The sequence below is a fragment of the Pantoea sp. NGS-ED-1003 genome, assembly GCF_000738765.1.
GTDB lineage: Bacteria > Pseudomonadota > Gammaproteobacteria > Enterobacterales > Enterobacteriaceae > Pantoea > Pantoea septica.
In genome coordinates this window covers 382,847-401,318 of record NZ_JPQA01000004.1, presented here as the reverse complement: position 1 = coordinate 401,318, position 18,472 = coordinate 382,847, and the positions used below count along the sequence as shown (strand labels likewise).

Here is an 18,472-nt window from a genome sequence, read left to right as displayed (position 1 = left end):
CAACCGGGGCGAGAATATGATTAACGCTCGTCTCTGACGAGCCTTACGGAAGCATGTTCACTATGGCTACAATCCATGTAGACGGTAAAGAATATGATGTGAACGGAGCGGACAACCTGCTGCAGGCGTGTCTCTCTCTGGGCCTTGATATTCCTTATTTTTGCTGGCATCCGGCGCTGGGAAGCGTTGGGGCTTGCCGCCAGTGCGCGGTGAAGCAATTCCAGAACGCCGAGGATACCCGCGGCCGTCTCGTCATGTCCTGCATGACGCCGGCCTCCGACGGCACCTTTATCTCCATTGACGACGGCGAAGCGAAAGAGTTTCGCGAAAGCGTGGTGGAGTGGCTGATGACCAACCACCCGCACGACTGTCCGGTGTGCGAAGAGGGCGGCAACTGTCACCTGCAGGATATGACGGTGATGATCGGCCATAGCTTCCGCCGCTACCGCTTTACGAAACGCACCCACCAGAATCAGGATCTCGGCCCGTTTATCTCTCACGAGATGAACCGCTGTATCGCCTGCTACCGCTGCGTGCGCTACTACAAAGATTACGCCGACGGCAAAGATCTGGGCGTCTACGGCGCGCACGACAACGTCTACTTCGGCCGTCCGGAAGAGGGCACGCTGGAGAGCGAATTCTCCGGCAACCTGGTGGAAATCTGCCCGACCGGCGTCTTCACCGACAAAACCCACTCCGAACGCTATAACCGTAAATGGGATATGCAGTTCGCGCCGAGCATCTGCCAGCAGTGCAGCGTCGGCTGTAACACCAGCCCAGGCGAGCGCTACGGCGAACTGCGCCGTATCGAAAACCGCTACAACGGCACGGTTAACCACTACTTCCTTTGCGACCGCGGCCGTTTCGGCTACGGCTACGTCAACCGCGCGGATCGTCCTCGTCACCCCGCGCTGCTGCGCGGCAACGACTGGGTCCAGCTGAATGCGGAACAGGCGGTCAACGCGGCGGCTGACGTTTTGCGTCAGGCGAAACGCGTGATCGGCATCGGCTCTCCGCGCGCCAGCGTTGAGAGCAACTTCGCGCTGCGCGAGCTGGTGGGCGCGGAAAACTTCTCGACCGGCATGCCGGCGGGCGAGCAGGCGCGCCTTGAGCTGATGCTGAAAGTGCTGCGCGAAAGCGGCATCTATACGCCGTCGCTGCGCGAAATGGAAAGCTACGATGCGGTGCTGGTACTGGGCGAAGATCTCACTCAGGTCGGCGCGCGCGTGGCGCTCTCGGTGCGTCAGGCGGTGAAAGGCAAAGCGCGCGAAATGGCCGCGGCGCAGAAAGTCGCCGACTGGCAGATCGCCGCAATTATGAATATCGGTCAGCACGCGAAACATCCGCTGTTCGTGACTAACGTCGACGAAACCCGCCTCGACGATATCGCCGCGTGGAGCTATCGCGCGCCGGTGGAAGATCAGGCGCGTCTCGGCTTCGCCATCGCCAGCGCGCTGGATGAGAGCGCGCCTGCGGTAAGCGACTTCGACAGCAGCCTGAACGGCAAGCTGGACGTCGTGGTACAGGCGCTGGCCGGCGCGAGAAAACCGCTGATTATTTCCGGCACCCATTCGGGCAGCACGGCGATGATCGAAGCGGCGGCGAACGTCGCCAAAGCGTTGAAAGCGCGCGGCGCGGACGTCGGCATTACGCTGCTGGCTGGCGCGGCGAACAGCATGGGTCTGGGCCTGATGGGCGGCAACACGCTCGACAGCGCGCTGGAACAGCTGCGCAGCGGCGAAGCGGATACGGTGGTGGTGCTGGAGAACGATCTCTACCGTCACGCGCCGAAGGCGCTGGTGGATGCCGCGCTGGCTAACGCCAGCAACGTGATTGTGGTCGACCATCAGCGCACCGCGACGCTGGAGAAAGCGGGCCTGGTGCTCTCTACCGCCAGCTTCGCCGAAAGCGACGGCACCTCGATCAACCATGAAGGCCGCGCGCAGCGCTTCTTCCAGGTTTACGATCCCGCCTACTACGACCACAGCATCGTGATGCTGGAGAGCTGGCGCTGGCTGCACTCGCTGCACAGCGCGCTGGAAAGCCGTCATATCGACTGGACGCAGCTCGATCACGTTATCGACGCTGTCGTGGCGAAGCTGCCGCAGCTGAAGGGCATTAAAGAGGCGGCGCCAGATGCCAGCTTCCGCATTCGCGGACAGAAACTGGCTCGCTCGCCGATTCGCTCCAGCGGACGTACCGCCGCGCGCGCCAATATCAACGTGCACGAGCCGCGTCAGCCGCAGGACAGGGACACCATGTTCGCCTTCTCGATGGAAGGCAACAACCAGCCGAGCGCGCCGCGTTCGCAAATTCCATTCGCCTGGGCGCCAGGCTGGAACTCCCCGCAGGCGTGGAACAAATTCCAGGCCGAAGTGGGCGGCAAGCTGCGCAACGGCGATCCCGGCGTACGTCTGTTTGAGGCGGGCGACGCGTCGCTGCCGTGGTTCACTGAGGTGCCGACCGCATTCGTCGGCGGCGAACAGTGGCGCGTGGCGCCTTGCTACCAGCTGTTTGGCAGCGAGGAGATGTCTCAGCGTTCGCCGGTCTTCCAGAAACGTATGCCGCAGCCGATGCTGGTGATCAACCCGCAGGACGCAGCGAAGCTGGGCGTGAACGCAGGCGCAGCCGTGGAGTTCACCTGTTCGGGCGAAACCCTGCGTCTGCCGGTGCGCATCTCCAGCGCGCTGCAGCCGGGCCAGATTGGCCTGCCGCTGGGTATGCCGGGCGTGCCGCCGTTCCTGGCGGGCGCGCACATTGACAAACTGCAGGAGGCGGCGCAATGAGCTGGTTAACACCGGACGTTATCGACATCATTCTGACCGTGGTCAAAGCGATCGTCATTCTGCTGGTCGTGGTGGCGTGCGGCGCCTTTATGAGCTTCGCCGAACGTCGCCTGCTCGGTCTGTGGCAGAACCGCTACGGGCCGAACCGCGTGGGCTGGGGCGGTTCGCTGCAGCTCGCCGCGGATATGATCAAAATGTTCTTTAAAGAGGACTGGGTTCCGCCTTTTACCGACCGCTTTATCTTTACCCTGGCGCCGGTGATCGCGTTTGTTTCCCTGCTGCTTGCGTTCGCCATCGTGCCGGTATCGCCGAGCTGGATGGTGACCGACCTCAACATCGGGCTGCTCTTCTTCCTGATGATGGCGGGTCTTGCGGTGTACGCCGTGCTGTTCGCCGGCTGGTCGAGCAACAACAAATACTCGCTGCTGGGCGCGATGCGCGCTTCCGCGCAGACGCTGAGCTACGAAGTGTTTCTCGGCCTGTCGCTGATGGGCGTGGTGGCGCAGGCGGGCTCATTCAATATGACCGCTATCGTCGAGAGCCAGGCGCATCTGTGGAACATCATCCCGCAGTTCTTCGGCTTCCTGACCTTCTGTATCGCGGGCGTGGCGGTGTGTCACCGCCATCCGTTCGATCAGCCGGAAGCGGAGCAGGAGCTGGCGGACGGCTATCACATCGAATATGCCGGTATGAAGTTCGGCCTGTTCTTCGTCGGCGAGTATGTGGCTATCACCACTGTCTCGGCGCTGATTGTGACGCTGTTCTTCGGCGGCTGGCAGGGCCCGTTCCTGCCGCCGTTCATCTGGTTCGCCCTGAAAACGGCGTTCTTTATGGTGATGTTTATCCTGATTCGTGCTGCGCTTCCGCGTCCACGCTATGACCAGGTGCTGTCGTTCGGCTGGAAAGTCTGTCTGCCGTTGACGCTGTTGAACCTGCTGGCGACCGCCGCAGTGATTCTGTACAACGCGCAGTAAGGGGTTTTTGAGATGACTTTAAAAGATATTGTCGTTGGCTTCGGCACGACAGTGCGCAGTATCTGGATGATCGGCATGCATGCCTTCGCCAAACGCGAAACGCAGATGTATCCCGAAGAGCCGGTTTATCTGCCGCCGCGCTATCGCGGTCGCATCGTGCTGACGCGCGATCCCGACGGCGAAGAGCGCTGCGTCGCCTGTAACCTCTGCGCAGTAGCCTGTCCGGTTAGCTGCATCTCGCTGCAGAAAGCAGAGACCAAAGATGGCCGCTGGTACCCGGAATTCTTCCGCATCAACTTCTCGCGCTGCATCTTCTGCGGAATGTGCGAAGAGGCGTGCCCGACCACCGCGATTCAGCTGACGCCCGATTTCGAGCTGGGCGAATTCAAGCGCCAGGATCTGGTGTATGAAAAAGAAGATCTGCTGATCTCCGGTCCGGGCAAATATCCCGAGTACAACTTCTACCGCATGGCAGGTATGGCGATCGAAGGGAAAGAGAAGGGCGACGCCGAAAACGAAGCCAAACCCATCGACGTCAAAGGCTTGTTACCTTAAGGAGCCCGGCATGGAAATTGCGTTTTATCTTTGCGGACTGGTGGCGGTGCTGACGACGCTGCGCGTCATTACCCACACCAATCCGGTACATGCGCTGCTGTACCTGATCGTGTCGCTGCTCTCCGTTGCGGGCGTCTTCTTTTCCCTCGGCGCCTATTTCGCCGGCGCGCTGGAGATCATCGTTTACGCCGGCGCCATTATGGTGCTGTTCGTCTTCGTGGTGATGATGCTTAACCTGGGCAACGCCACGGTGAAGCAGGAGCGCGACTGGCTGCAGCCCTCGCTGTGGATTGGTCCCGGCATCGTCTCGCTGCTGCTGCTGGTGGTAATGGTGTACGCCATTCTGACCGCCAACGATCAGGGCATCGACGGCACGGTCATCGACGCCAAAGCGGTAGGCATCAGCCTGTTCGGTCCTTACGTTCTGGCGGTAGAACTCGCCTCTATGCTGCTGCTGGCGGGTCTGGTGGTGGCGTTCCACGTCGGACGCGAAGAGCGCCAGGGCGAAGTGCTGAGCAACCGCGACGCCAATAAGGAGGAGCACGCATGATCCCGTTACAACACGGCTTAATTCTTGCCGCCGTGCTGTTTGTCCTTGGACTGACATCACTGGTGATACGCCGCAACCTGCTGTTTATGCTGATCGGCCTTGAAATTATGATCAACGCGGCCGCGCTGGCGCTGGTCGTCGCAGGCAGCTACTGGGGACAGGCGGATGGGCAGGTGATGTATATCCTGGCGATCAGCCTTGCGGCGGCGGAAGCCAGCATCGGCCTGGCGCTGCTGCTCCAGCTCTATCGTCGTCGTCAGACGCTGAACATTGATACTGTGAGCGAGATGCGCGGATGAATCTTCTCTACTTAACAATCCTGTTTCCGCTAATCGGCTTCCTGCTGTTGGCGTTTTCCCGTGGTCGCTGGTCGGAGAACCTGTCGGCCGCGATCGGTATGGGCTCGGTGGGCCTGGCGGCGCTGGTAACGCTCTATGTCGGCATCGACTTTTTCGCCAATGGCCAGCAGCCCTTTAACCAGGCGCTCTGGACCTGGATGCAGGTCGGCAACTTCGACATTAAAGTCAATCTGACGCTCGACGGGCTGTCGCTCACCATGCTGTCGGTGGTGACCGGCGTCGGCTTTCTGATCCATATGTTCGCCTCCTGGTATATGCGCGGCGAAGAGGGCTACTCCCGCTTCTTCGCCTACACCAACCTGTTCATCGCGAGCATGGTGGTGCTGGTGCTGGCCGACAACCTGATGCTGATGTATCTCGGCTGGGAAGGGGTGGGGCTCTGCTCCTATCTGCTGATCGGCTTCTACTACAGCAACCCGGAAAACGGCAAAGCGGCGATGAAGGCCTTTATCATCACCCGCGTCGGCGACGTCTTCCTCGCCTTTGCGCTGTTTATCCTCTACAACGAACTGGGCACGCTCAACTTCCGCGAGATGATGGAGCTGGCGCCGCAGCACTTTGCGGCGGACAACCATATGCTGCAGTGGGCGACGCTGATGCTGCTGGGCGGCGCGGTAGGTAAATCGGCGCAGCTGCCGCTGCAAACCTGGCTGGCGGACGCGATGGCCGGTCCGACGCCGGTGTCGGCGCTGATCCACGCCGCGACCATGGTAACCGCGGGCGTTTACCTGATCGCCCGCAGCCACGGCCTGTTCCTGCTGACGCCGGACGTGCTGCATCTGGTCGGCATCGTTGGTGCCATTACGCTGGTGCTGGCGGGCTTCGCTGCGCTGGTGCAGACCGACATCAAACGCGTGCTGGCTTACTCGACCATGAGCCAGATCGGCTACATGTTCCTGGCGCTCGGCGTGCAGGCGTGGGACGCAGCGATTTTCCACCTGATGACGCACGCCTTCTTTAAAGCGCTGCTGTTCCTCTCTTCAGGTTCGGTGATCCTCGCCTGCCATCACGAGCAGAACATCTTTAAAATGGGCGGCCTGCGTAAGAGCATTCCGCTGGTTTACGCCTGCTTCCTGGTGGGCGGCGCCGCGCTGGCTGCGCTGCCGCTGATTACCGCAGGCTTCTACAGTAAAGATGAAATCTTGTTTGGCGCGCTGGCGAACGGCCATATCAATCTGATGATGGCTGGCCTGGTGGGGGCCTTCCTGACCTCGATTTATACCTTCCGCATGATCTTCATCGTGTTCCACGGCGAAGAGAAGATCCACGCGCATGCGGGCAAAGGGATTACTCATCATCTGCCGCTGATCGTGCTGCTGGTGCTGTCGACCTTCGTCGGCGCGCTGATCACGCCGCCGCTGGCGGGCGTGCTGCCGCACAGCGAAACCGGCGAAGCGGGCAAGGTCGGACTGGAGATCGCCTCCGGCGTGGTCGCCGTCGTCGGTATCCTGATCGCCGCCGCGCTCTGGCTGGGCAAACGTCAGCTGGTCAACCGCGTCGCCAACAGCGCGCCGGGCCGCTTCTTCGGCACCTGGTGGTTCGCTGCCTGGGGCTTCGACTGGCTCTATGACAAAGTGTTCGTCAAACCCTATCTCGGTATCGCCTGGCTGCTGCAGCGCGATCCGCTGAATGCGGTGATGAACCTGCCTGCGCTGGTGTCGCGTATCGCCAACAAAGGTCTGGTGGTCAGCGAAAACGGCTATCTGCGCTGGTATGTCGCCTCGATGAGCGTAGGCGCCGTAGTAGTGCTGGCGCTGATGCTGGTGGTGTAAGGTTGATGAGCGGGGCGGCTCGGCGAGTCGCCCCAGGTCAAGAATGTTAAAAATTGCCCAATATGAGGGCGTTATCGGCGCAGTCAGTTTTGGCACCGCCAGCGCGCAGCAACCGGAGCGTACTGAAGTACGTGAGGATTGCGAGCACTGCCGGAGGCAAAAATGACAAGCAAGATAGCCCGAAAACAGGCAGAAAAAAGGGAAAGACTTCAGTGCTACTACCTTGGCTAATAATCATTCCATTCGTCGGCGGCTTGCTCTGCTGGCTGGCTGAGCGCCTCGGCGCGAAAACGCCGCGCTGGATAGCCCTGATCACCATGGGCCTGACGCTGGCGATTTCGCTGCAGCTCTGGCTGCAGGGCGGCTATTCACTGACGCAGGCCGCAGGCATGCCGCAGTGGCAGTCGGAGTTCTCCGCCTCCTGGATCCCGCGTTTCGGCATTAATTTCCATCTGGCGCTGGATGGCCTGTCGCTGCTGATGGTGGTGCTGACCGGACTGCTCGGCCTGATGGCGGTGCTCTGTTCCTGGAACGAAATCGAGAAGTATCAGGGCTTCTTCCATCTTAACCTGATGTGGATTCTGGGCGGCGTCATCGGCGTCTTCCTGGCGATCGATATGTTCCTGTTCTTCTTCTTCTGGGAGATGATGCTGGTGCCGATGTACTTCCTCATCGCGCTCTGGGGTCATAAGGCATCCGACGGTAAAACCCGTATCACCGCCGCCACCAAGTTTTTCATCTATACCCAGTCTTCTGGTCTGGTGATGCTGATTGCCATTCTGGCGCTGGTGTTCGTGCACTACAACGCTACTGGCGTCTGGACGTTCAACTACGAGCAGCTGCTGAAAACGCCGATGTCGCATACGGTGGAATATCTGCTGATGCTGGGCTTCTTTATCGCCTTCGCGGTAAAAATGCCGGTGGTGCCGCTGCATGGCTGGCTGCCGGACGCCCACAGCCAGGCGCCGACTGCAGGTTCGGTTGACCTCGCCGGCATCCTGCTGAAAACCGCCGCTTACGGCCTGCTGCGCTTTAGCCTGCCGCTGTTCCCCAACGCCTCGGCGGAATTTGCGCCGATCGCCATGTGGCTGGGCATTATCGGCATCTTCTACGGCGCCTGGATGGCCTTCTCGCAGACCGATATCAAGCGCCTGATCGCCTACACCTCGATCTCCCATATGGGCTTCGTGCTGATCGCTATCTACACCGGCAGCCAGCTCGCCTTCCAGGGCGCGGTGGTGCAGATGATTGCGCACGGCCTCTCCGCCGCCGCGCTCTTTATTCTGTGCGGTCAGCTCTATGAGCGTCTGCATACGCGCGATATGCGTCAGATGGGCGGTCTCTGGTCGCGCATTAAGTGGATTCCCGGTCTGTCGCTCTTCTTTGCAGTCGCGAATCTGGGGATGCCGGGCACCGGTAACTTCGCCGGCGAATTTATGATCCTGACGGGCAGCTTCCAGGTGGTGCCGGTAATTATCGTTATCGCCACCTTCGGCCTGGTGTTCGCCTCGGTCTACTCGCTGATCATGATGCAGCGTGCCTACTACGGCGAAGCGAAGTCGAAAGATCCGCTGCCCGGCATGTCGCCGCGTGAATTTACGATGATTATGGTGCTGGTGGTTCTGCTGGTGCTGCTGGGCGTTTACCCGCAGCCGATTCTGGATACGTCCCATGCCGCCATGAGCAATATTCAGCAGTGGTTTACCGCTTCAATTTCAACTACAAGGCCGTAATTCGCCATGACAATAACTTTTCAACAATTGATCGCGTTGCTGCCGCTGTTGATCGTCGGATTGACGGTGGTGGTTGTGATGCTGTCCATTGCCTGGCGACGCAACCATTTTGTTAACGCCACGCTGACGGTCATCGGTCTCAACCTGGCGCTGGTTTCGCTCTGGTTTGTGGGGCAGGCGGGCGCCATGGACGTGACGCCGCTGCTGCGGGTCGATCCTTACGCCGTGTTCTACACCGCGCTGGTGATCCTGGCGAGCCTGGCGACCTGTACCTTCGCCTATCCCTGGCTGGCCGGTTTCCCGGACAACAAGGATGAGTTCTATCTGCTGGTGCTGATTGCGGCGCTGGGCGGCATCGTGCTGGCGAGCGCCAATCATCTGGCATCGCTGTTTATCGGCGTCGAGCTGCTGTCGCTGCCGCTGTTCGGCATGATCGGCTACGCCTTCCGCCAGAAACGTTCGCTGGAAGCGGCGCTGAAATATACCATTCTGTCGGCGGCCGCCTCCTCTTTCCTGCTGTTCGGCATCGCGCTGATCTATGCCGATTCCGGCAGTCTGAGCTTCGTGAAGCTGGGAGAGAGCCTGAACGACGCCATGATTCAGCAGCCGCTGCTGCTGGTGGGTCTCGGCATGATGATTATCGGCCTCGGCTTTAAGCTGTCGCTGGTGCCGTTCCACCTCTGGACCCCGGACGTCTATCAGGGCGCGCCTGCGCCGGTGTCGACATTCCTCGCCACCGCCAGCAAGATCGCCATCTTCGGCGTGATTATGCGTCTGTTTATGTACGCGCCGCTGACCGACAGCGAGGCCGTGCGCACGGTGCTGGGTCTAATCGCCTTCGTGTCGATTCTGTTCGGCAACCTGATGGCGATTTCGCAGAGCAACATCAAACGTCTGCTGGGCTACTCCTCGATTGCGCACCTCGGCTATCTGCTGGTGGCGCTGATCGCGGTGAAAACCCATCAGCTGTCGCTGGAGACCGCCGGCGTTTACCTGGCGGGCTACCTGTTCAGCAGCCTGGGTGCGTTTGGCGTCGTCAGTCTGATGTCCAGCCCGTACCGCGGCCCGGACGCCGATTCGCTCTACTCCTATCGCGGCCTGTTCTGGCACCGTCCGGTGCTGTCGGCGGTGATGACGGTGATGATGCTGTCGCTGGCCGGCATTCCAATGACGCTCGGTTTTATCGGCAAATTCTACGTGATCGCTTCCGGCGTCAACGCGAAGCTGTGGTGGCTGACGGCGGCTGTGGTTGTCGGCAGCGCCATCGGCCTCTACTACTACCTGCGCGTGACCGTGAGTCTCTACCTCAGTCCGCCGGAGCTGCATACGCGCGACACCCCGGCCAACTGGGCGTTTACCGCTGGCGGCGTGGTAGTGCTGATTTCAGCGATTCTGGTGCTGCTGCTCGGCGTTTATCCGCAGCCGCTGATTACGCTGGTGCAGATGGCGCAGCCGCTGATGTAAACTGCGTTTACCCTTGTGAAATCAGGCCCACGGGCCTGATTTTTTTTGCCTTCAGGAGAGCCTATGGATATCAGCTGGCAGGACAGACATCACAGCGAACTGAGCGCGCAGCAGCTTTATGCGCTGCTGGCGCTGCGCTGCGAAGTGTTCATTGTGGAGCAGACCTGTCCCTATCTGGACGTCGACGGTCAGGATCTGGTGGCGGATAACCGCCATATTCTGGGGATGCGCGGCGACGAGCTGGTGGCCTACGCGCGTATTTTGACGCCTGCGGACGAGGCCGCCCCGGTGGCGATTGGGCGCGTGATCGTCTCCGCCAGCGCGCGGGGAATCAATCTCGGCAACCGGCTGATGGAGCAGGCGCTGCGCAGCTGCGAAAGGCACTGGCCGGGGCGCGGAGTTTATCTGTCGGCGCAGGCGCACCTGCAGGATTTCTATAGGCGCCTCGGTTTTCAGGCGGTCGGCGAGATCTATCTGGAAGACAATATTCCGCATATTGATATGCGCAAATAAAAAAACGGCGAGCTAAAAAGCTCGCCGTTTCTCTTTTAGCCCACTGTCATCTGGCGGTCATCAACATATTTGCGCTGATCCGCCGGCGGCGGGAAATACTGATAGAGCCAGGTCTCGCTCAGGGTTTCATCTTTCGTGCGCAGGAACAGACGCATCTCAACCGGCGTAGTGGCGTCGCTCTCTGGATACCAGTCGAACAGGATGCGATAGCCGTTCATCGGCTCGACGTAGAGGATCTCCACCTGCTTAAAGGTGCCGGATGACAGGGTAATCACCGGCTCGATGCCCTTCGGCGCGGCCGCTTTTAAATCGCCGCCGACGAAATCGATGGCGAAGCGACGGCACCACGTCTCAGGGAAGTGCTCGCCCGGCGCCCAGCCTTCCGGGAAGCCGCCGATGCCGGTGCGGGTGGCGTCGACGCGCGCGAGACCGCTGCGCACCGGCGGCAGGCCGCTCCAGTAAAGTTTGTAGGAGAGGCTGAACTCGCTGCCCGCCTTCACCGGCTCGGACGGCTGCCAGAAGCAGACGATGTTATCCAGCGTTTCGCCGGTGGTGGGAATCTCCATCAGATTAATGGCGCCTTTGCCCCATTTGCCGACCGGCTCGACCCACAGGCTGGGACGCTTGTCATACCAGCCGATAACATCCTGATAATCTTTAAAATCGTGATTGAGCTGCAACAGGCCGAAGCCGCGCGGGTTCTCATCCTGATAGGCGTTAAACTGCAGCTTCTGCGGGTTATTCAGCGGACGCGCGATCCACTCGCCGCTGCCGCTCCACATCGCCAGGCGATCGGAGTCGTGGATCTGCGGATGATAGGTGTTGCACATACGGCGCTCGTTGGTGCCGCAGCTGAACATACTGGTCATCGGCGCGATGCCGAGCTGACGGATCTCTTTGCGCGCATAGAGATGGTTCTCCACCTCCATGACTACGCGGTTCGCCTCGCAGTGAATAGTGAACTTATAGGCACCGGTAATGCTGGCGCCGTCCAGCAGGGCATAGGCGACAAAGGTGGTGTCGTCTGCTTTCGGCGTTTCGAACCAGAATGCGGTGAAGTCGGGAAACTCCTCGCCGCCGTTGCTGAAGGTATTGACCGCCACGCCGCGCGCGGAGAGGCCGTACTGATAAGTGTCGTCCACGGCGCGGAAATAGCTGGCGCCAAGGAAAGAGACGATATCGCGGCGCGCCAGCTCAGGTTTTTTAAAGGCGCGGAAGCCGGCGAAGCCGAGATCGTTTTTGCCCACCAGCTGCTGCGTATCCACCTTCGCGTTGTTGTAGTTGAACAGTTCCGGGCGGAAGTGGATCTCGCGCGCTTCGCGGCTGTCGGCGTCGACCGAGAACATGCGGATGCGGCGCTTAAAACCCATGCCGACGTGGAAAAACTGCACGTCGAGCTGACGATCGGGGATGTTGTTCCACAGCGAGTGACCGGCGTCGTACTGAATTTCGTTGTACGCCTGCGGCGTCAGCGTCGCCAGCGTCTCTGGCAGCGCGCCCGGCGCGCCACCCCAGGGCTGCTTCGCCAGCGCGGCGGCTTTCTTTTTCAGTACATCGAAATCGAAGCGCACGGCGGCACCGTCTGCAATGCCATCTTCTGCCCAGGCGGATTGCGCAAACAGCGTGGACAGGCCTGTCATGCCGCTGACGGCGGAGAAGGCCATTGACGCTTTCATAAACATTCTTCGATTCATGCCAGAAATTATTCCTTAGCGTTCGAGTGTGTTGTGACTGTCCTGCTCTGCGCGCAGGTGATGTAAAAGCGCAGATAACAGCAGGGTACGACAGTCTGCCAGGTGAAAAATTCAGTCCGCCTTAAATTTATCAGATTAATCAAGAAGGCCGAGGAATTTCGTCAGAGGTCGCGCTAAGGGAAACTCGGGGGAATCCTGGTGAAACCATCCTGCAAACGGCGATTTTGCCGCTATAGTTAAAAGACTGCTTTGTAAATGACACGGAGGAAATGATGGTAAAAGAGACAGAAGCTTTCGACACCAATCTGGATGATGATTTGGCGCTGTTGACCGAGACGCTGGAAGAAGTGTTGAAGTCGTCAGGCGATCCGACCGATCAGAAGTACATCGAGCTCAAAACCAAAGCGGAGCAGGCGCTGGAAGATGTGAAGTCACGCGTAAGCCAGGCTTCCGACAGCTACTACTATCGCGCGAAAAACGTCGCCTACCGCGCCGACGACTACGTGCATGAGAAACCCTGGCAGGGTATCGGCATCGGCGCAGCCGCCGGTCTGGTGCTCGGCCTGCTGCTGGCGCGTCGCTAAGACGAGCTGCTCAAAACGGCGGGGCGACCCGCCGTTTGTTTTTCCCTTCCTCGCATTCCTTTCTTGTTTTGCCCCTTACTGCTCGCTGAAGCGAAATGCGCACTATTGTGTTGAGTTTACTCAACGCGCTTCCTACAGTAGATCGATGGACAAAAGGAGATGACAACGTGATAAGAGTCGAGATGCTGTCTACAGGGGATGAGGTGCTGCACGGCCAAATCGTCGATACCAACGCCGCCTGGCTGGCGGATGTGCTGTTTCAGAACGGGTTGCCGATGAGCAGCCGCAGCACGGTAGGCGATTCGCTATCGTCGCTGGTGGAAACGCTGCAGGCGCGCAGCGAGGTGGCGGATGTGCTGATCGTCAACGGCGGCCTCGGCCCGACCAGCGACGATCTCAGCGCGCTGGCGGCGGCGAAAGCCAGCGGCGTCGAGCTGGTGATGCATCAGGCGTGGCTGGACAACATCGAGGCCTGGTTCGCCAGCCGCGGCCGCGTGATGGCGGCGAGCAACCGCAAGCAGGCGGAGATCCCTGCCAATGCCGAAATGCTGGATAATCCGGTCGGCACCGCCTGTGGCTTTGCGCTGCGGCTAAATCGCTGCTGGATCTTCTTTACGCCCGGCGTGCCCTCTGAGTTTAAGGTGATGGTGGAGCAGCAGATTCTGCCGCGCCTCAAGCAGCAGTTCGACCTGCCTGAACCGCCGCTCTGCCTGCGCCTTACCACCTTCGGCCGCGGCGAGAGCGATATCGCCGCCGAGCTGGAGCCGCTGGCGCTGCCGGAGGGCGTGGTGATGGGCTATCGCTCTTCAATGCCGATTATCGAAATCAAACTCACCGGACCGGCCTCCCAGCGCGTGGCGATGGAGCAGGTCTGGCAGCAGGTGCGTCTGCTGCTGGCGGAGTGCACTATTTTTGAGGGCACGGAAGGCCTGCCGGCGCTGCTGGCGCGTGAACTCAAAGATCGCGGCTTCCGTCTGGCGCTCAGCGAGCAGTACACCGCCGGATTACTGCACTGGCAGCTGGCGGCGGCAGAGGTGCCGCTGAGCGCGGCGGAAATTCTGCCGGCGTATCAGGAGGGGCTGGAGGAGCAGGTGCAGCGCACGCGCGCGCTGGCGGCGCACCAGGGTACGGTGCTGGCGCTGTCGACCGGCGCGCTGGAAGAGGGCGAAGTGTCGCTGGCATTGCATACGCCGGAAGCGAGCTGGGGACAGCGGGTGAAGTTTACCCACGGTCGGCATAATCTGGAGACGCGGCAAAAGGTGGTGGCGATGATGGCGATGAATATGCTGCGCCGCTGGCTGCACGGCAGCGAGGTCAGCACCGGCCACGGCTGGATTGACGTGCTGGAGTCGGTGAAGCTGTAAAGGGCACTGTCATTGCTAACAGACCGCAAAAAAGCTCAGGCGCGGGTGTCATGGCCCGAGGAGCAAAGCGTCCCGCCCCAGGGATGGGGCGGGCCGAGCTGGCAGGGATGCCGCTTTTTGCGTCTTTGCGATCGGGCCATGACACCTGCGCTGGCACGGTTATCGCAGGCAACAAAACTTGCTATAGCTCGATTTCAATCTCGCCTTTCGCCAGACAGCAGCAGGGCAAAATCTCGCCCTGCTCCACAAACGCCAGCGGCGTTTCGGCATAGTGAACTTCGCCCTTCACCAGGCGCGTGCGGCATGAACCGCAGTAGCCTTCGCGACACTGAAACTCCACGCACAGGTTATGCGCTTCCAGCGTCGTCAGCAGGTTAGGGTGATGCTCTGCGCACTCCAGCCGCTGGCCGGAGCTGCGCAGGATAATAACGGCACGGCTCATACTTACAGCTGGAAATCGTTAAAGTCGTCTTCGCCCACTTCTGAGTCGATCTGACCCACCAGGTAGGAGCTCACTTCCACTTCCTGCGGCGCGACCTGCACGTTGTCCGATACCAGCCAGGAGTTAATCCACGGAATCGGGTTAGAGCGCGTCTGGAACGGCAGATCCAGGCCCACCGCCTGCATACGGATATTGGTGATGTACTCGATGTACTGGCAGAGAATATCTTTGTTCAGGCCGATCATCGAACCGCCGCTAAACAGATATTCCGCCCACTCTTTCTCCTGCTCGGCCGCCTTCTTGAACAGATCGAAGCACTCCTGACGGCATTCGGCGGCGATCTCTTTCATCTCTGGATCGTCTTCGCCGGTGCGCATCAGGTTCAGCATATGCTGGGTGCCGGTCAGGTGCAGCGCTTCGTCACGGGCAATCAGACGGATAATCTTGGCGTTGCCTTCCATCAGCTCGCGTTCGGCGAAGGCGAAAGAGCAGGCGAAGCTGACGTAGAAGCGAATCGCCTCCAGCGCGTTAACGCTCATCAGGCAGATATAGAGCTGCTTTTTCAGCGCGCGCAGATTTACGGTCACGCTCTTGCCGTTAACCTGATGGGTGCCTTCTCCCAGCAGATGCCAGTAGTTGGTCATCTCGATCAGATCGTCGTAGTACTTAGAGATATCTTGCGCGCGCGCGAGGATCTGCTCGTTGGTGACGATATCGTCGAACACCAGCGACGGATCGTTGACGATATTGCGGATGATATGGGTGTAAGAGCGCGAGTGGATAGTCTCGGAGAAGGCCCAGGTTTCGACCCAGGTTTCCAGCTCGGGAATGGAAATCAGCGGCAGCAACGCGACGTTCGGGCTGCGGCCCTGAATCGAGTCGAGCAGGGTCTGGTATTTCAGGTTGCTGATAAAGATATGCTTCTCATGCTCCGGCAGCGCCTGATAGTCGATGCGGTCGCGCGAGACGTCGACCTCTTCCGGACGCCAGAAAAAGGAGAGCTGCTTTTCAATCAGCTTTTCAAAAATGTCATATTTCTGCTGGTCGAAGCGCGCCACGTTGACGGACTGACCAAAGAACATCGGCTCTTTTAGCTGATCGTTTTTATTCTGTGAGAACGTAGTGTAAGCCATACAAACTGTCCAAATGTAGACGGGGCGCAGCGCGGCCCCGTGAAATAACGCAGGCGGGAGGCGTGCTCCCGCCCAACCTTAAATCTTACAAGCGCCGCTTTCGCAACCGTCATCCTGGATAGAAGGCGCCAGATCGTCCTGCGCGTCTTCCGCACCATCGCGGGTGTTTTGGTAGTAGAGCGTTTTCACGCCGAACTTGTACGCGGTCAGCAGATCTTTCAGCAGCTGCTTCATCGGCACCTTGCCGTTGGCGAAGCGCGACGGATCGTAGTTGGTGTTGGAGGAGATCGCCTGATCGATAAACTTCTGCATCACGCCGACCAGCTGCAGATAACCGTCGTTGGACGGCATTTCCCACAGCAGTTCGTACTGATCTTTCAGACGCTCATACTCCGGCACCACCTGACGCAGAATGCCGTCTTTAGAGGCTTTGATGCTGATATGGCCGCGCGGCGGCTCGATGCCGTTGGTGGCGTTGGAGATCTGCGACGAGGTCTCGGACGGCATCAGCGCGGAAAGCGTTGAGTTGCGCAGACCGTGCGTCTTGATCGACTCGCGCAGGCCGTCCCAGTCCAGGTGCAGCGGCTCGTTGCAGATGCTGTCGAGATCCTTTTTATAGGTATCGATCGGCATAATGCCCTGCGAGTAGGTGGTTTCGTTGAACCACGGGCAGGCGCCTTGCTCTTTCGCCAGCTCGTTCGAGGCCTTCAGCAGGTAGTACTGAATCGCTTCGAAGGTTTTGTGCGTCAGGTTGTTGGCGCTGCCGTCGGAGTAGCGCACGCCGTTCTTCGCCAGGTAATAAGCGAAGTTGATCACGCCGATACCCAGGGTACGACGGCCCATCGCGCCGCGCTTCGCGGCCGGAATCGGGTAGTCCTGATAGTCGAGCAGGGCGTCGAGGGCGCGTACTGCCAGGGTCGCCAGCTCTTCGAGATCGTCCAGGCTCTCGATTGCGCCGAGGTTGAACGCCGACAGCGTACAGAGGGCGATTTCGCCATTCTCGTCGTTGACATCTTCCAGCGGTTTAGTCGGCAGCGCGATCTCCAGGCAGAGGTTAGACTGGCGCACCGGCGCAATGCTGGCGTCGAACGGGCTGTGGGTGTTGCAGTGGTCAACGTTCTGGATGTAGATACGGCCGGTAGAGGCGCGCTCCTGCATCATCAGCGAGAAGAGATCGACCGCTTTTACACGCTGCTTGCGGATGCTGTCGTCTTTCTCATATTTGGTGTAGAGGCGCTCAAACTCGTCCTGATCGGCGAAGAAAGCGTCGTACAGGCCAGGCACGTCGGATGGGCTGAACAGGATGATCTCTTCGCCCTTCAGCAGACGGGTGTACATCAGCTTGTTGATCTGCACGCCGTAGTCCATGTGACGCACGCGGTTGCCTTCCACGCCGCGGTTGTTCTTCAGCACCAGCAGACTTTCTACTTCCAGATGCCACATCGGGTAGAACAGTGTCGCCGCGCCGCCGCGCACGCCGCCCTGCGAGCAGGATTTCACCGCGGTCTGGAAGTGCTTATAGAACGGAATACAACCGGTGTGGAACGCTTCGCCGCCGCGGATCGGGCTGCCCAGCGCGCGAATGCGGCCGGCGTTGATGCCGATGCCGGCGCGCTGCGACACATACTTCACGATGGCGCTGGAGGTGGCGTTGATGGAGTCAAGGCTGTCGCCGCACTCGATCAGCACGCAGGAGCTGAACTGGCGCGTCGGGGTGCGCACGCCGGACATGATCGGCGTCGGCAGCGAAATCTTAAAGGTAGAGATCGCGTCGTAGAAGCGCTTGATGTAATCCATACGGGTGTCACGCGGATAGCCGGAGAACAGGCAGGCGGCGACCAGGATATAGAGGAACTGCGCGCTCTCGTAGATATCGCCGGTGACGCGGTTCTGCGCCAGATATTTGCCTTCCAGCTGCTTGACCGCCGCATAGGAGAAGTTCATATCGCGCCAGTGGTCGATAAAGCCGTCCATCTGCTCGAACTCTTCAACCGTGTAGTCTTCCAGCAGATGAGGGTCATATTTGCCCATCTCCACCATGCGCACCACCTGATCGTACAGCTTCGGCGGCTCAAACTGGCCGTAGGCTTTTTTACGCAGGTGGAAAATCGCCAGGCGGGCAGCAAGGTATTGATAGTCCGGCGCGTCACGCGAGATCAGGTCTGCTGCGGCCTTGATGATGGTCTCATGAATATCAGAAGTTCTGATGCCATCGTAGAACTGGATATGGGAACGCAGTTCGACCTGGGAGACAGAGACGTTGTTCAGCCCTTCAGCGGCCCAGTCGAGTACCCGGTGAATTTTATCGAGATCAATGCGTTCCTGGCGGCCATCGCGTTTAGTAACGAGCAGACTTTGATTCATGTCGCGTTATACCATCCGTAAGTGAAAAAGAGTCCCCTGTTTATTCACAGGGTTATTCAATGTGAATAATTCTGTGGATAAACACTATATGTTGGGGGTTGGGAGAGATTGAGTAACAATATGGAGGTTATTCTAGTGACCTGCCGCCAGATAACAAGACAGAAAAATGATGACCCTGGGGCTTG

Annotated in this window: 15 protein-coding genes; 11 read left to right on the top strand and 4 right to left on the bottom strand. The window is 59.6% G+C overall.

The features are described from left to right. The first annotated feature begins 62 nt into the window (after positions 1 to 62). The 9 genes from nuoG (at position 63) to JS46_RS10395 (ending at position 10,706) form a co-directional block, all read left to right on the top strand. Positions 63 to 2,786 (top strand): NADH-quinone oxidoreductase subunit NuoG, encoded by a 2,724-nt coding sequence (gene nuoG, locus JS46_RS10435; protein WP_033750474.1) that lies wholly within the window; start codon positions 63 to 65, stop codon positions 2,784 to 2,786. Then, on the top strand, positions 2,783 to 3,760 hold the full coding sequence (gene nuoH, locus JS46_RS10430; RefSeq protein ID WP_033750471.1) for an NADH-quinone oxidoreductase subunit NuoH: 978 nt from the start codon (positions 2,783 to 2,785) through the stop codon (positions 3,758 to 3,760). Before nuoG ends, nuoH begins: the two co-directional genes overlap by 4 nt. Positions 3,761 to 3,772: 12 nt before the next feature. Further along, positions 3,773 to 4,315 carry an NADH-quinone oxidoreductase subunit NuoI gene (gene nuoI / locus JS46_RS10425; protein WP_033750468.1) on the top strand — a complete coding sequence of 181 codons (543 nt, stop codon included), beginning with the start codon at positions 3,773 to 3,775 and terminating at the stop codon, positions 4,313 to 4,315. Between the two features lie 10 nt (positions 4,316 to 4,325). Continuing rightward, positions 4,326 to 4,865 (top strand): NADH-quinone oxidoreductase subunit J, encoded by a 540-nt coding sequence (gene nuoJ / locus JS46_RS10420; protein WP_033750465.1) that lies wholly within the window; start codon positions 4,326 to 4,328, stop codon positions 4,863 to 4,865. Further along, positions 4,862 to 5,164, top strand: a complete 303-nt coding sequence (gene nuoK, locus JS46_RS10415; RefSeq protein ID WP_003854236.1) for an NADH-quinone oxidoreductase subunit NuoK — start codon at positions 4,862 to 4,864, stop codon at positions 5,162 to 5,164. Before nuoJ ends, nuoK begins: the two co-directional genes overlap by 4 nt. Continuing rightward, positions 5,161 to 6,996 (top strand): NADH-quinone oxidoreductase subunit L, encoded by a 1,836-nt coding sequence (gene nuoL / locus JS46_RS10410; RefSeq protein ID WP_033750458.1) that lies wholly within the window; start codon positions 5,161 to 5,163, stop codon positions 6,994 to 6,996. The genes nuoK and nuoL overlap by 4 nt, the downstream gene beginning before the upstream one ends. 212 nt (positions 6,997 to 7,208) lie before the next feature. Beyond that, complete coding sequence (gene nuoM, locus JS46_RS10405; protein ID WP_033750456.1) at positions 7,209 to 8,729, top strand: NADH-quinone oxidoreductase subunit M; 1,521 nt, start codon at positions 7,209 to 7,211, stop codon at positions 8,727 to 8,729. 6 nt (positions 8,730 to 8,735) lie between these two features. Further along, complete coding sequence (nuoN, locus tag JS46_RS10400; RefSeq protein ID WP_033750453.1) at positions 8,736 to 10,193, top strand: NADH-quinone oxidoreductase subunit NuoN; 1,458 nt, start codon at positions 8,736 to 8,738, stop codon at positions 10,191 to 10,193. Positions 10,194 to 10,256: 63 nt separating this feature from the next. After that, a complete protein-coding gene (locus tag JS46_RS10395; protein WP_033750450.1) occupies positions 10,257 to 10,706 on the top strand; it encodes a GNAT family N-acetyltransferase in 450 nt (149 codons plus the stop codon). Positions 10,707 to 10,741: 35 nt separating this feature from the next. Here JS46_RS10395 and JS46_RS10390 read toward each other — a convergent pair whose 3' ends face one another. Next, positions 10,742 to 12,400 carry a glucan biosynthesis protein D gene (locus JS46_RS10390; protein ID WP_033750447.1) on the bottom strand — a complete coding sequence of 553 codons (1,659 nt, stop codon included), beginning with the start codon at positions 12,398 to 12,400 and terminating at the stop codon, positions 10,742 to 10,744. Positions 12,401 to 12,672: 272 nt separating this feature from the next. Between JS46_RS10390 and elaB the strand changes: the two genes are divergently transcribed. Both elaB and JS46_RS10380 read left to right on the top strand, forming a co-directional pair. Next, the gene (gene elaB / locus JS46_RS10385; RefSeq protein ID WP_033750444.1) at positions 12,673 to 12,984 is read left to right on the top strand and encodes a stress response protein ElaB; all 312 of its coding nucleotides are present in this window, start codon (positions 12,673 to 12,675) and stop codon (positions 12,982 to 12,984) included. A gap of 167 nt (positions 12,985 to 13,151) precedes the next feature. Continuing rightward, on the top strand, positions 13,152 to 14,348 hold the full coding sequence (locus JS46_RS10380) for a nicotinamide mononucleotide deamidase-related protein YfaY (RefSeq protein WP_033750442.1): 1,197 nt from the start codon (positions 13,152 to 13,154) through the stop codon (positions 14,346 to 14,348). A 181-nt stretch (positions 14,349 to 14,529) separates the two neighbouring features. Here JS46_RS10380 and yfaE read toward each other — a convergent pair whose 3' ends face one another. The 3 genes from yfaE to nrdA all read right to left on the bottom strand — a co-directional run bounded on the left by yfaE (position 14,530) and on the right by nrdA (position 18,287). Then, complete coding sequence (gene yfaE / locus JS46_RS10375; protein ID WP_033750437.1) at positions 14,530 to 14,790, bottom strand: class I ribonucleotide reductase maintenance protein YfaE; 261 nt, start codon at positions 14,788 to 14,790, stop codon at positions 14,530 to 14,532. Between the two features lie 2 nt (positions 14,791 to 14,792). Then, a complete protein-coding gene (gene nrdB / locus JS46_RS10370; protein WP_033750434.1) occupies positions 14,793 to 15,923 on the bottom strand; it encodes a class Ia ribonucleoside-diphosphate reductase subunit beta in 1,131 nt (376 codons plus the stop codon). Between the two features lie 78 nt (positions 15,924 to 16,001). Further along, positions 16,002 to 18,287, bottom strand: coding sequence for a class 1a ribonucleoside-diphosphate reductase subunit alpha (gene nrdA, locus JS46_RS10365; protein ID WP_033750432.1), 2,286 nt, complete (start codon positions 18,285 to 18,287; stop codon positions 16,002 to 16,004). Between the last annotated feature and the right edge of the window lie 185 nt (positions 18,288 to 18,472).